Annotated in this window: 12 protein-coding genes; 4 read left to right on the top strand and 8 right to left on the bottom strand. The window is 58.1% G+C overall.

Features of this window, described 5'->3' with window-relative positions:
* Window positions 1-236 precede the first annotated feature (236 nt).
* Window positions 237-1,877 (top strand): alpha-amylase family glycosyl hydrolase, encoded by a 1,641-nt coding sequence (locus G4C92_RS02860; protein ID WP_274941096.1) that lies wholly within the window; start codon window positions 237-239, stop codon window positions 1,875-1,877.
* Window positions 1,878-1,919: 42 nt separating this feature from the next.
* On the opposite strand, the gene nagA is transcribed toward G4C92_RS02860, so the two are convergent.
* The gene (nagA, locus tag G4C92_RS02865; RefSeq protein WP_274941097.1) at window positions 1,920-3,107 is read right to left on the bottom strand and encodes an N-acetylglucosamine-6-phosphate deacetylase; all 1,188 of its coding nucleotides are present in this window, start codon (window positions 3,105-3,107) and stop codon (window positions 1,920-1,922) included.
* A 503-nt stretch (window positions 3,108-3,610) separates the two neighbouring features.
* On the opposite strand from nagA, the gene G4C92_RS02870 reads away from it, so the two are divergent.
* Complete coding sequence (locus G4C92_RS02870) at window positions 3,611-4,204, top strand: type IV toxin-antitoxin system AbiEi family antitoxin domain-containing protein (protein WP_274941098.1); 594 nt, start codon at window positions 3,611-3,613, stop codon at window positions 4,202-4,204.
* Between the two features lie 60 nt (window positions 4,205-4,264).
* Here the strand turns inward: G4C92_RS02870 and G4C92_RS02875 are convergent, their stop codons facing one another.
* Entirely contained in the window at window positions 4,265-4,975 is a 711-nt protein-coding gene (locus G4C92_RS02875) for an IS66 family transposase (protein ID WP_274941099.1), read from the bottom strand.
* A gap of 258 nt (window positions 4,976-5,233) precedes the next feature.
* Between G4C92_RS02875 and G4C92_RS15175 the strand changes: the two genes are divergently transcribed.
* Window positions 5,234-5,383, top strand: a complete 150-nt coding sequence (locus G4C92_RS15175) for an HNH endonuclease (RefSeq protein ID WP_330654871.1) — start codon at window positions 5,234-5,236, stop codon at window positions 5,381-5,383.
* Between the two features lie 32 nt (window positions 5,384-5,415).
* On the opposite strand, the gene G4C92_RS02885 is transcribed toward G4C92_RS15175, so the two are convergent.
* From G4C92_RS02885 to G4C92_RS02900, 4 genes are all read right to left on the bottom strand, one after another.
* A complete protein-coding gene (locus tag G4C92_RS02885; RefSeq protein WP_274941100.1) occupies window positions 5,416-5,751 on the bottom strand; it encodes a type II toxin-antitoxin system RelE/ParE family toxin in 336 nt (111 codons plus the stop codon).
* Entirely contained in the window at window positions 5,752-6,048 is a 297-nt protein-coding gene (locus G4C92_RS02890) for a type II toxin-antitoxin system RelB/DinJ family antitoxin (protein ID WP_274941101.1), read from the bottom strand. It abuts the gene before it with no gap.
* Between the two features lie 260 nt (window positions 6,049-6,308).
* Entirely contained in the window at window positions 6,309-7,298 is a 990-nt protein-coding gene (locus tag G4C92_RS02895; protein WP_274941102.1) for a helix-turn-helix transcriptional regulator, read from the bottom strand.
* Window positions 7,295-8,230, bottom strand: a complete 936-nt coding sequence (locus G4C92_RS02900) for a hypothetical protein (protein WP_274941103.1) — start codon at window positions 8,228-8,230, stop codon at window positions 7,295-7,297. The genes G4C92_RS02895 and G4C92_RS02900 overlap by 4 nt, the downstream gene beginning before the upstream one ends.
* 303 nt (window positions 8,231-8,533) lie before the next feature.
* Between G4C92_RS02900 and G4C92_RS02905 the strand changes: the two genes are divergently transcribed.
* Window positions 8,534-9,895, top strand: coding sequence for an NCS2 family permease (locus G4C92_RS02905; protein ID WP_274941104.1), 1,362 nt, complete (start codon window positions 8,534-8,536; stop codon window positions 9,893-9,895).
* A gap of 156 nt (window positions 9,896-10,051) precedes the next feature.
* Here the strand turns inward: G4C92_RS02905 and G4C92_RS02910 are convergent, their stop codons facing one another.
* Both G4C92_RS02910 and G4C92_RS02915 read right to left on the bottom strand, forming a co-directional pair.
* Window positions 10,052-11,158: a dipeptide epimerase gene (locus G4C92_RS02910; protein ID WP_274941105.1), complete on the bottom strand. Its 1,107-nt coding sequence runs from the start codon at window positions 11,156-11,158 to the stop codon at window positions 10,052-10,054.
* Between the two features lie 11 nt (window positions 11,159-11,169).
* On the bottom strand, window positions 11,170-12,072 hold the full coding sequence (locus G4C92_RS02915; RefSeq protein ID WP_274941106.1) for a C40 family peptidase: 903 nt from the start codon (window positions 12,070-12,072) through the stop codon (window positions 11,170-11,172).
* Between the last annotated feature and the right edge of the window lie 4 nt (window positions 12,073-12,076).

Consider the following 12,076-nt stretch of genomic DNA (forward strand, 5'->3'; position numbering starts at 1 on the left):
CGTTTTCTTTCTATCCGGAAATGATACGGGGCAGCGGACGGGTTGTCAAATCTTTCGGATGGAAAGACAGCAGCGGCTGCGCTTTGGATACGTGCCTGCCCGCCGTCGAAGCTCCCGTCCCCGGCGGCACTCTTCCGCGCGGATGCTGCCGGGCCGCGCGCCGTCAGAGGTTCCGCCTTGCGTTCCCGGAGCGGGACACGTATGATAGGACACAGACAGACAAGGAGGGCTGCATGATGGCATGGTATGATGAAGCTGTTTTCTACCATATTTATCCGCTCGGACTGACGGGCGCACCCAAGCGAAACGATTACGGTGAGCCGGTGCACCGGCTGCGTTCGCTGCTTCCCTGGATCGACCACATCGCGTCCATCGGCTGCACGGCTCTTTATATCGGGCCGCTTTTTGAGTCCGGCAGCCACGGGTACGACACGACGGATTACAGGAAGCTGGATTCCCGTCTCGGCACGAACGACGATCTGACCGAATTCGTCGCGGCCTGCCATCAGAAGGGAATGCATGTGATCTTCGACGGCGTCTTCAACCACACGGGGCGGGATTTCTTCGCCTTCCGCGATCTGAAGGAGCACCGGGAAGCGTCCCGTTACAGGGACTGGTATGTAGATGTCAACTTCTGCGGCAACAATGAGTACAACGACGGCTTCTCCTACGGCAACTGGGGCGGCTACAACCTGCTGGCGAGGCTCAACCAGCGGAATCCGGAGGTGCAGGATTACATCTGTGACGTCATCCGGTTCTGGGTGAGGGAATTTGATGTCGACGGCATCCGGCTGGACGCGGCGGACGTGCTGGATTTCGATTTCATGCACCGGCTTCGCATGACGGCGGATGAGGTGAAGCCGGACTTCTGGCTGATGGGCGAGGTGATCCACGGGGAGTACGGGCGCTGGGTCAACGACACGCACCTTCACTCGGTGACGAACTATCAGCTCCACAAGGCGCTGTATTCGGGTCACAACGACCACAACTATTTTGAAATCGCCCATACCGTGCGGCGTTTCACGGGCGACGGCGCCCAGTGTCCGGCGGGAAAGCTGTACAACTTCGTGGACAATCACGACGTGGAGCGGATCTATACGAAGCTGTCGAACAAGGCGCATTTCGTGCCGGTTCATATCCTGCTCTATACTCTCCCCGGCATTCCTTCCGTCTACTACGGCTCCGAGTTCGGCATCGAGGGTGAGAAGCGGCCCGGCGGGCCGGACGACGCGATCCGGCCGGCGCTGAAACTGGACGACTACCGGGACGCGGTGAAGACGAATCCCTGCACCGCTCTGATCGCCGCACTGGGCGCCCTCCGGAAGACCGAGAAGGTTCTTGCCTGCGGCGACTACCGGGAGCTCACGCTGACGACGACGCAGTTTGCCTTTGCCCGCAGCTTCGGCGGCCGACAGGTGCTGGTTACCGTCAACAACGGCGACAGCGAGGCGTCTTTCGACCTGCCCGCAGGCTCCGCCTCCCGGTATGACGGCGCGCTGTTCGGAGGGAAGGCAGCCGCATCGGACGGACGGCTCCGCGTGACGGTCGGCGCCAACAGCGGAGAAGTCTGGGTCCCCGCGGACGGCGAGTCGCCGCGGATCGACACGGACGCGCTCGTCTCCCTCGAGGACTCGATGCGGAAGAAGGCCGAAAAGGAGCAGGCGGAAGCGCGCGCGAAGGAAGAGGCGCTTGAAGCGGCCGCCGGTTCTTCCTCCGTCTCCGGAAAGCCGTACGAGGAGATGACGGTCGAGGAACTGCAGGCGGCGATCCTCGCGAAGATGCGGAAGAACGGCCCGGTCACCGATGAGATGAAGCGGACGGTTTTCGAGAACGTCTATCACGATTCGCTGGTCAACTGGGTAAAGAGTTTCCGGTGAAAAGATTCCGGTAAGACCGGTAAAATGCTGAAAACCGGGAGGTCACCTCGCGGCGTCCTCCCGTCCTCTTATCTTTCTCCCGTCTTTGATCACCGCGGCGGTTCTCAGCGTCCCTTTCGTGAGGATCACCGCGTGTCCTTTCTTTCCCGGCCCGATGGAGCCGTACTGCGCGTCCTCCCGGATGCTTTTCGCCGGATTCACGGTCGCGCACGCGACGGCTGTCTCCAGCGGGATCCCCATTCCGAGCACCGCATTTCGCAGGCAGTCCATCAGGTTACTGACGGATCCGGCGAGATGGCCGTCCGACGCCAGTCTGCATTCCCGCCCCTTCTTTTCCACTGTCTGCCCGCCGAGATCATACCGCCCGTCCGCCATCCCCGTCGACCGGAGGCTGTCGCTGATGAACACGATCCGATCCGGTCCGAACATCCGGAGCGCGTTCCGGACCGCGGAGGGGTGAACGTGAATCCCGTCGCAGATCAGCTCCGCGTCCGCCTCCGGCGTATCCGCCGCCGCGCCGATCACGCCCGGCGCCCGGTGCAGCATGTCCGGCATCGCATTGTACAGATGCACCACATGCGAGGCACCCGCCCGGAACGCCCGGAGCGCCGTTTCGTAGTCCGCGTCCGTATGCGCCAGCGAGACGCCGGTTCTTGCCGAAATCCGCCGGATGAACGCCTCCGCCTCCGGATTTTCCTCCGGCGCGACGCCGATATATCGGACCAGTCCGCCGGAGGCGTCGATGAACCGTTCCGCAAGATTCACGTCGCAGGCCCGTATATATTTTTCGTTCTGCGCGCCTTTCCTCGCCCGGCTGATAAACGGTCCTTCCATATTGAAGCCGATGAGGTCCGCGCAGTCCGCCCGTCCCGCGTTACTTTTTGAAAATGCATGCCCCCGCCGGAGGATGCTGCAGAGCCGTTCCTCCGCCAGTGTCAGCGTCGCGGGGCAGATCGCGGTGATGCCCTCCCGCGCTTCGTATGCCGCGATTTTCCGGAACGCCTCGTCCGTGTCGTCGCTGACATCGGCCCCGACAGCCCCGTGAAAATGGATGTCGACGAGTCCCGGTATCAGGTAATTTCCCCTCGCGTCGAGCGCCGGCTCCCCCGCCTCCGGTTCGGCGGCCCGGCCGTCCGTCCGGACCTCGGTGAAGACGCCGTTCCGGATCCGGACCGAGCCGGAGTGGAAGCGGCAGTCTGAAGCAAAGATCAGCGCGTGATGGATGACCATAAAAGACAGCTCCTTATTCTGAAAAGGCAATCAGATCAGATGACAGTACACCAGTGGTAAAGCTTTTCATCCGAGGCAACGACCTCCAGGGTCATTATATACCACGCTTTACCTAAAGCCGTTCTCTATATTCGTGCCTTTTTCTGCATACACGCGCTTTAAAAAGAAGGGTTCAGTTGGTGACAAACTGCAGCCAGCGGAAAATTGATAACTACTCATGACGAAAAAGGTATAAAACAGGTGTATCCAGCACGGTTTCATTTCTTCAGTATATAATCAGCGGCGTTGCCTCGATCGGCACCACGTTGCTTCCCCTGCTGTCCTGACTGTTTGGCTGATCTGCTGATATACAGGACGGAGAAGAGCGGCTGGAGTACAGCCCTGAACTGGAGCCGGGTGGATCGTGTATCTGTCCGGCTCTTTCCAGGAGGATATCATCAACCCTACTTTACCTTCTCGCTTTTATCCGATATTATTAAGAGCGAGAAAGTAAGGTGATGATGATGAATCGATTTGAAATCTTAGACAATCTTGTTAAAAGCGGAAATGGGTATCTCCGCACATACCAGGTACTGGAGCAAAGAATTTCTAAGCCGACACTTGCAGAATACGTCAGCAAGCGGAATATGGAGCGCGTTGCACAGGGCGTATATCTTGCCGCAGATGCCTGGCCGGACGAACTGTATTTGCTTTCCCTCACTAACAGCCGTATCGTATTTTCTCATGAGACGGCTCTATTCCTTCATGGCCTGATGGAGCGTGAGCCGAAGTATACGAGCGTGACAGTGAAAGCCGGTTATAATGCCTCTCATTTGCGCAATAAAGGCATTCGTGTTTATCAGGTAAAGCCGGATGTTGCCGATCTGGGTGTGACAGAGGTTGAAACCGGTTTTGGCAATAAAGTCCGCGTTTATGATAAGGAACGAACCATCTGCGACATTCTGCGGTATAAGGACTCAATGGATGTGCAAATTTTCCAATACGCTATGAAGGAATATATGGCTGGCAATCAGAAGAACCTGAACCATCTGATGGCATACGCAAAGAAGTTCCAGATTGAGCCGGTTATGAGAACATATACGGAGGTAATGCTATGATCAGGACAGCAACACAGCTAAAAGCAAAAGTCAGAGGTAACTGTTCAGAACCCCTAGAATTCACCGCAACACAATCTGGGCATTCCCAGCAAACGCAGCTGTTAATGCCTCGTAGGCACTGAGACCATGTTTCCTACCAGTGCTGATGTATGACATAACGTCAAGATAAGCCTGAGCCCCGCTTTCTGTCCGGAAGCAGCCTGCCACCTTGGTCTTTGTCTTGACATTGCGGACATCGCGTTCCGCCTGGTTGTTATCAAACGGCACGCGAAAGTCTTTTGTAAAAAGACAGATGGAGGCCTTAAGCTTTATAAGTCGTTCAATCAGAGCTCGCTCCTTCCCTTTCTTCTTGCGCCCTTTTGTATTGGGGTGCCGATCAGATGGAACCGGAGATTCTTCATCCGCCAGCTTCATAATCCGATCGTATTCTAGATCGAATTTGTGATGGTAATAGCGGCTCAGCTTGGTCTTTCCTTTGGCAACAGCCTTGTCACGGGCTTTCTTCATCGCCCGCAGCAGAGTTTTAAACTCTGGAGCCCATTTATGTTCCGGGCTGTACTGCTCAACTCCTGTCAATTCTCTCAGGAGATGAGCGCAGCAGACTGCGTGGCTGGCACTGGTGTATTTCCAGTATGGAGACCAGCAGTCATGGACGGCCGTACCTTTGAAAGCTGGAAGAACTCCATTATCCTCCATGCCTAGCTGGCCACGTTTCTTATGAATGGTCTGATATGTCAGGTCAGCCGTGGATGAGTTGTGAACCCAAATCATCTTTCCATCTACATCTGTTCCGGTCTCATCGAAGTTGGCAACGTCTGCGCAAACAAGCATCGACTTGACGAAACGGCCCTGCCGCTATCCCGAATGCCCGAACCTCTGTGAGGACGGCGAACAAGTACTGCCCGGAGCACAAGGCCCTGATGGAGAAAGCGCTACGAGACTCACGTGCGGCTACTCGACCGGCAAACGATACGGCAGGTCCTGGCAGCGCATCCGCACGGCTACGTCCACAAGCATCCGCTCTGCGAGATGTGCTTGAAGCAGGGACGCTACGTCGCCGTGGAGGAAGACCACTACATCATCCCTCTCGCCGAGGGAGGATCGAATGACGAGTCTAACCTTATGAGTCTTTGTCGTTCGTGTCACGAGAAGATACACAAAGAACGCGGTGACAGATAAAAAGCAGCCCTCGAATGGAGAGCTGCCCTTTGTCAGTCATAGAGATTCATTTTGTTTAAGACCTTGAGCTGATCACGCTTTGCATAAATCACATTCAGGACATAAACCCTTCCGGATACTTCATCCGGGCGGTAGTAGATGTAGAAGTTCTTCGCGATGATCTTACGCACGCACCGGGAGTGCCACGGCTCACGTTCCTCCGGCGCAATGCTGTCTGCCATGTAGGAAAGCTTCTCCATCTCCTTGCGGATGACTCGGATGTAATTTAAGGCAACATCAGGTACCAGCAGAGTCTCAGCGATGTAATTTTTGATCTCATAAAGGTCTGCTTCCGCATCCGGTGTGACGATAATTTCATAGGAATTCACTTATCCAAGGCTCCTTTCCAGATCATCGAACACATCCCCGAGCGGTCTGCCTTCACCTGCAACCGATTGGGCATAGCTGTGCTGAAGTTTTGCGTCAAGCTCCGCATCCGACATTGCATCCAGTGTTCCTGGCTCTGCCGGAACAGTCAGTGAGAACGGAATGCCATGACGATAAATGATCTGGCGATACAGGGAATTGATGACAACAGAGACAGGAACTCCAAGCTTCTGCAAGATGTCTTCTGCTTCATTTTTTATATCGTTTTCAACACGAGCGCTTACTGTTGAATCTTTCATATGATTGCACCTCCTGTTGCTTGTATTGTAATTCGCTGTCTTGCTGATTGCAATACGAACCAGATGAACTGTTTGTGCATTTTATACATTGGCAGGGGCGGTCAAAATCTCTACGACCCTTATTCCCGGAAAGCGGCGCGGGACTTTCTGTGCAAAAAAAGCCAAAAAAAGTCAGCTTTTGTGCACATCGCACATATACGAAATAGGATATCGCACTAGCAACGACACCGCCGTGTGAGGAACCTGAGCGCTGCTCTGTCTCACGAACCGTACGCCTTAAGCAGCCCGGCCAGATAGTCCCGGTATCCGGCGCGGACCTCGGCGGGGCCTTCGACAGTCAGATCCGGTCCGATGCCGGTCACCCAGCCGAAGAACTGAGGGCTGACCGCCACCTCCACCGTGGTGCGGAAGTGATCCGGTCCGTCCGGCAGGAGCATCCGATCCGTGCCGAAGCGGTCGAGGATCACGCCTGTCAGACGATTGGCGCAGCGCAGCGTCACACGCTGGTCGGTGCCCCCGTACATGCCGAAGGTTTTCTTCGCGAAGATCGCGAGATCGAAGGTGCGGAACGCCTCCACACCTTCCCGGGGGCGGTCCGTGAGGGCGATTCTGAGCATCTTGTCCACGCGGTAGTGCTTGATCCGGTGCGCGTCGCCGTCATAGGCGATCAGATAGTAGTTCTCGTCATCCCATGTCATCGCCCAGGGGCTCAGATGATACAGAGCGCCGTTTTTCTTCGGCACCAGTTTCTTCTCCATCGTCCACTCGGCGTACTGGCAGGTGATCTGACAGTTGCCGTGGATCGCCTCGTACACCGTGTCCACGCTGTAGTAGATCCGTTCGTTTCCCGCCTTGATCCGGTTCCGGATCCAGACCTCCCGGCGCAGCTCCTTCGCCTGAGAGAGACTTGTCAGAGAGGAGATCTTGTCGATCAGCGCGTCGGTCTTGCGGACGGTGATGAATTTGGCACACTGCACCGCATCCACCAGCAGCTTCAGTTCCGGAAGTTCGAAGCGGCGGCTGGCGATATAGTAGCCGCCTCCGCGGCCGGGCTGACGGTTCACGTCTATTCCGAAAGTGCTCAGCGTCTCCACGTCCGCGTAGATGCTGCGGCGGTCGATGGTGTATCCCAGCTTCTCCAGTCGATCGCTTAAAGCCGAGGCGTTGAGCGGATGATGTTCGTCGGTCTCTTCGAGAAGGATCTTCATCAGATAAAGAAGGGCGAGCTTGTTCGTGCTGGCTGTCGTCATAATCGGCTCCTTCCCCCGTCTTCACGGTCCGCGGCTGTCCGATCGGCTGATTTCTCCTTATACGTCCTGCCGCCGCTCTCTTCCGCCACGTTCCGTCCGGGCTCCTCCATCGGGTCGTTCTGCTCCTGCGCGACGCGCACCATCATGCCGGCCGCGATCTTCGCAGACATACTCTGCCGTTTGCCGCGGTCAATGCAGTAGAAGTAGCCGCAGACGCTGAAGACCATCGCGCCGAGGAAATTCACCAGAAGGTCCTTCATCGTATCGATGATCCCGATGTCGAGGTATCCGCCTTCCACCGTGATGTCGCCGTGGGCGGTGCGGATGATCGTCTCCGTGATGTCCCGCACCGGGAAGGGCCGCTGCTGGTGTGTGGGGTCGAGCGTCACGGACTGGAAGCTCCGCACGATGAAGTCTTTCTGCATATCCTGCCCGAAGAACTGGTCGCCGGCGAATTCGATGAATTCCCAGATCACGCCGACGGTCATCGAGAAGCAGAAGGCGACCATCACCAGATAGAAGGGCGACAGATTGACTCTCGCGCTGTGGCGGTTCAGCAGGTCGATCATCGAAAACCCGATCGCCGCGCAGAGGAAACCATTCAGGGTGTGGAGCATTGTGTCCCAGCCCGGGATCGCGATGTAGAAATGATCCACTTCGCCGAGAATCTCCGCCGCGAAGATGAAACCGTAAATGATCCCCTCAAAAAGAGGCGGGATCTCGATCTTGAAATGATCCTCCATGAAGCTCGGAATCAGAAACAGAAACAGCGAGAGCAGGCAAAGCGCGAAGGCTTCATAGTTGCGCCAGAACAGCTGTCTGACCGCGCAGAGAATCACCAGCGCGCGCAGCACGGAATAAAAGGCGAAGGTTCTCCGGCTGCTCCGGATCCGGTTTTGCAGATACTGGATGTAATGCATGACCTTTTTCATCTGTCGCTCCTTTTGTCTGAGAGTCTTGAAACTATGCTTATTATTGTACCCGCATATTTGGTAATTTCAACGAATTCTGTTGAATTATTTTCCCATTCATTGATAATTATGGCGGTCATGATATACTTTAGTTAGGCAACCTAACTGATTTTTATATCCGGATGGCCTGAGCGGGATCGGGTCCGGCTCCGCCGGATTCCGTCCTGTCCGGCACGCGGCGTCTGCGGACGGGACATCGGGGCAGCGGCTGCATTTTCCTGATTCTCCGTACCGGTCTTCCGAGCAAAAAGAGGAGGGATCGTGATGGAACACTTCTTCAAACTTCATGAGCGCGGCACCAGTACGCGCACCGAGTTTCTCGCAGGGCTCACCACTTTTATGACGATGGCGTACATTCTCGCCGTCAACCCCAATATTCTCAGTGCGGCGGGTATGGACAAGGGCTCGATCTTCACGGCGACCGCGCTGGCATCGGCGGTCGCGTCGTTCCTGATGGGGTTCATCGCGAATCTGCCCTTTGTCCTGTCGGCCGGGATGGGGCTGAACGCCTACTTCGCCTATACGGTCGTCATCAATATGGGGTACAGCTGGGAAATCGCTCTGACCGCGGTTTTCGTGGAGGGCGTGATCTTCGTGCTGCTCTCCCTGTGCAACGTCCGTGAGGCGATCTTCAACATGATTCCGCCGACGATCAAGGTGGCGGTCTCCGTCGGCATCGGACTTTTCATCGCCTTCATCGGGATGCAGAACGCCCATATCGTCGTCAACAATGACGCGACGCTGGTGGGGATCTTCTCGTTCAAGGGCTCGATCTCGTCCGGCACGTTCCGCAGCGAGGGCATCACGGTGCTGCTCGCGATGATCGGCGTGCTCATCACCGCGATTCTCGTAATCAAGGGCGTCACGGGCAACATCCTGCTCGGCATCCTGATCACCTGGGTGCTCGGCATGTTCGCGCAGGCCGTCGGGCTCTATGTCCCCGATCCGGACAACGGCTTCTACAGCGTCTTCCCGTCCGGGATCGTCTCGATACCCGCCTCGATGGCTCCGACGTTCATGAAGCTGGATTTCAAGGCGATTCTCACCGCGAACTTCTGGGTGGTGGTGCTCGCGTTCCTGTTCGTCGATATGTTCGACACGCTGGGCACCCTGATCGGCTGCGCGACCCGCGGAAAGATGCTGGACAAGGACGGCAAGCTGCCGGGCATCAAGGGCGCCCTTCTCTCCGACGCGGTCGGCACGGTCACCGGCGCCTGCTTCGGTACATCGACCATCACGACTTTCGTCGAGTCGGCCTCCGGTATCGCTGAGGGCGGCCGCACGGGTCTCACGGCGATCTTCGCCGGGCTGCTCTTCATCCTGTCGCTCTTCTTCTCGCCGCTGTTTCTGGCGATTCCGAGCTTTGCGACGGCGCCGGCTCTGATCATCGTCGGCTTCATGATGATGCAGCAGGTGACGGCGATCCCCTGGACGGACATCACGGAAGCTGTTCCGGCGTTCCTCTGCATCGCGGCGATGCCGACGATGTACTCCATCTCGGAGGGCATCTGCCTCGGCATCATCAGCTACACGCTGCTCAACCTCATCACCGGAGGGAAGAAGAAGGTCAGCATCGGGATGATCATCCTGACGGCTCTCTTTATTCTCAAGTACTTCCTGATCTAGTGCGGATCGGCCGATGCGGCGCGGACGGCCGGAAGAGCACGTCCGCATGCAGGTTCGGATCTGCAGGCTGAAACATGCGCCGCCGGGCGCACTGCAGCGAAACGGGCGGGCCCTGCGGCCCGCCCGTTTCTTTTTTGCTGCTCTGTGATCCGGATCTTACATAAGCTCCAGGACCGGTCTGGTGTATCCTTCCATGATGCCGCGGATACCCAGCCCCGGCGCGTCCGATACGGTGATGCGGCGCTCGTCGAAGACCGCGCCGCCCAGCACCGGGTCCTCCCGGAGCAGCACCGGGCCGTCCAGGTCGATCCGTGTGATGATCTGTCTCGCGCAGGCCAGCTCCACAGCCGCGTTCACGGAGATTTTCGCTTCCAGCATGCACCCGAGCATGCATTCCATCCCGTACACCTCCGCGGCGGAGACGATCCGGAGCGCATTGGTGAGGCCGCCGCATTTCATCAGCTTGATGTTGATGAGGTCCGCCGCGTGCCGCTGCATGATCGTCAGCGCGTCCTGCGGGGAGAAAACGGCTTCATCCGCCAGCACGGGTACCGGGCTGTGCGCCGTCACGAAGGCGAGTCCTTCCAGGTCGGCGGCCTTCACCGGCTGCTCCACCAGCTCGATTCCGAGCTCCTTCCGTTCCATCTCCTCCAGAATCCGCACCGCCTGCTTCGGCGTCCAGGCCTGATTGGCGTCGATCCGGATCCGGACGTCCCGCCCCGCCGCCTGCCGGACGGCCGCAAGACGCGCGACATCGAGGGATGGCTCGACGCCGACCTTCACCTTCAGCGTGCGGTAGCCCCGGCGGATCGCGTCCTCCGTATCCTTCGCCATTTCGTACGGGTCATTGACGCTGATGGTGATGTCCGTCTCGATTTCGCGTCTTGACGCGCCCAGCATCCGGCAGACGGAGAGTCCGCAGCGCTTCCCGTAAAGATCCCAGAGCGCCATATCCACGGCTGCCTTGGCGCTGGTGTTGTGGACGAGCGCGCTCTGCACAGTCCTCGTCAAGTTCTCGAAATCGTCGATGTCCTTGCCGATCAGCTTCGGGGCGATATGGTCCCGGATCGCCCCGATGATGGCGCCGGTCGTATCTCCCGTGATCACGCCGGTCGGCGGCGCCTCTCCGTAGCCGGTCTCGTCCGTGTCGGTGAGGATTTCCACGACCACATCCTCCACCGAGTCCACACGGCGAAGCGCCGTCTTGAACGGAACTCTGAGCGGCACCGACAGGATCGACAGTCTGATCTCCGTGATTTTCATCTTCTCTCTCCTTATACGTAAAATGCGCTTCCGACCGCGTAGCAGGCCCCGTCCAGATCCGGCCGGTATCCCTCCGAGCCGGCGATCAGGTTCCCGTAGACACAGCCGAAATCCCGCGCGTACCCGGTGCTGTGAATGTACCGTCCGCCGCCCAGATAGAGCGCCACATGGCCCGGGAAATAAAGAAGGTCGCCCGCCTGCTTCGCCTTCCAGGGAATCTCATGCACCGGGTAGCCACGGCGGATCTCCGCGTCCCGGTAGATCAGGATACCGCTCAGCAGATAGCTCATGAACGTCAGTCCCGAGCAGTCGATCCCGGATCCGGAATGGCCTCCCCACCGGTACTGTACGCCGAGGAAGTCCTCTGCGTGACGAACGACCTCACGGCGGAGCCGCCCCGGATCGCCGTACCGTTTCTGGTTCAGGAACCAGCCGGGGTCGGAGCCGTTGAGCAGAAAGCCGTCGCTGTCCTTCCGTTCCGTGAAGCAGGCGGCCGGCAGATAGCCGTGGCGGCCGTCCGCGGCGCGGGCGATCGCGTAGCCGTTCTCCGCCGGTTTTTCCAGCGTGAGAAAAGATCCCGCCGACAGCGTCGCGACGATCCGTCCCTGCACGCGGGGCTCCGCGAGAAGGTCCGCGAACCGTTTCGTGATCACCACGGTTTTTTTCTCGCTTTCCCTGCGCCGCAGCTCCTCCAGCGGGACGGGGCGCATCGCGCGCGGCGGCACATAGCCCCGGTAGCCGTAGTGCGTCTGTACGGGCATTCGTTCCTCTCCGCTGGCACTCAGCACGTTTTCCTCGTCGAGCCGCTGCACGGCCCAGCCGGACAGCACCTCATCCGCCACCGTCCCGTCCTCCGCATAGAGGAAGGCCTGAGGCGTTTCCGTCAGATAGTACTCACCTGTCCCGCTGTACATAGCC

The sequence above is a fragment of the Chordicoccus furentiruminis genome (assembly GCF_019355395.1).
Lineage (GTDB): Bacteria > Bacillota > Clostridia > Lachnospirales > Lachnospiraceae > Chordicoccus > Chordicoccus furentiruminis.

Excerpts from the sequence above, each read along its gene's own strand:
- G4C92_RS02910 (WP_274941105.1), bottom strand. The coding sequence starts at position 11,158 with ATGAAAATCACGGAGATCAGACTGTCGATCCTGTCGGTGCCGCTCAGA.
- G4C92_RS02875 (WP_274941099.1), bottom strand. The coding sequence starts at position 4,975 with ATGATTTGGGTTCACAACTCATCCACGGCTGACCTGACATATCAGACC.
- G4C92_RS02895 (WP_274941102.1), bottom strand. The coding sequence starts at position 7,298 with ATGACGACAGCCAGCACGAACAAGCTCGCCCTTCTTTATCTGATGAAG.
- G4C92_RS02870 (WP_274941098.1), top strand. The coding sequence starts at position 3,611 with ATGAATCGATTTGAAATCTTAGACAATCTTGTTAAAAGCGGAAATGGG.
- nagA (WP_274941097.1), bottom strand. The coding sequence starts at position 3,107 with ATGGTCATCCATCACGCGCTGATCTTTGCTTCAGACTGCCGCTTCCAC.
- G4C92_RS02860 (WP_274941096.1), top strand. The coding sequence starts at position 237 with ATGGCATGGTATGATGAAGCTGTTTTCTACCATATTTATCCGCTCGGA.
- G4C92_RS02905 (WP_274941104.1), top strand. The coding sequence starts at position 8,534 with ATGGAACACTTCTTCAAACTTCATGAGCGCGGCACCAGTACGCGCACC.
- G4C92_RS02900 (WP_274941103.1), bottom strand. The coding sequence starts at position 8,230 with ATGAAAAAGGTCATGCATTACATCCAGTATCTGCAAAACCGGATCCGG.
- G4C92_RS02890 (WP_274941101.1), bottom strand. The coding sequence starts at position 6,048 with ATGAAAGATTCAACAGTAAGCGCTCGTGTTGAAAACGATATAAAAAAT.
- G4C92_RS15175 (WP_330654871.1), top strand. The coding sequence starts at position 5,234 with ATGTGCTTGAAGCAGGGACGCTACGTCGCCGTGGAGGAAGACCACTAC.
- G4C92_RS02915 (WP_274941106.1), bottom strand. The coding sequence starts at position 12,072 with ATGTACAGCGGGACAGGTGAGTACTATCTGACGGAAACGCCTCAGGCC.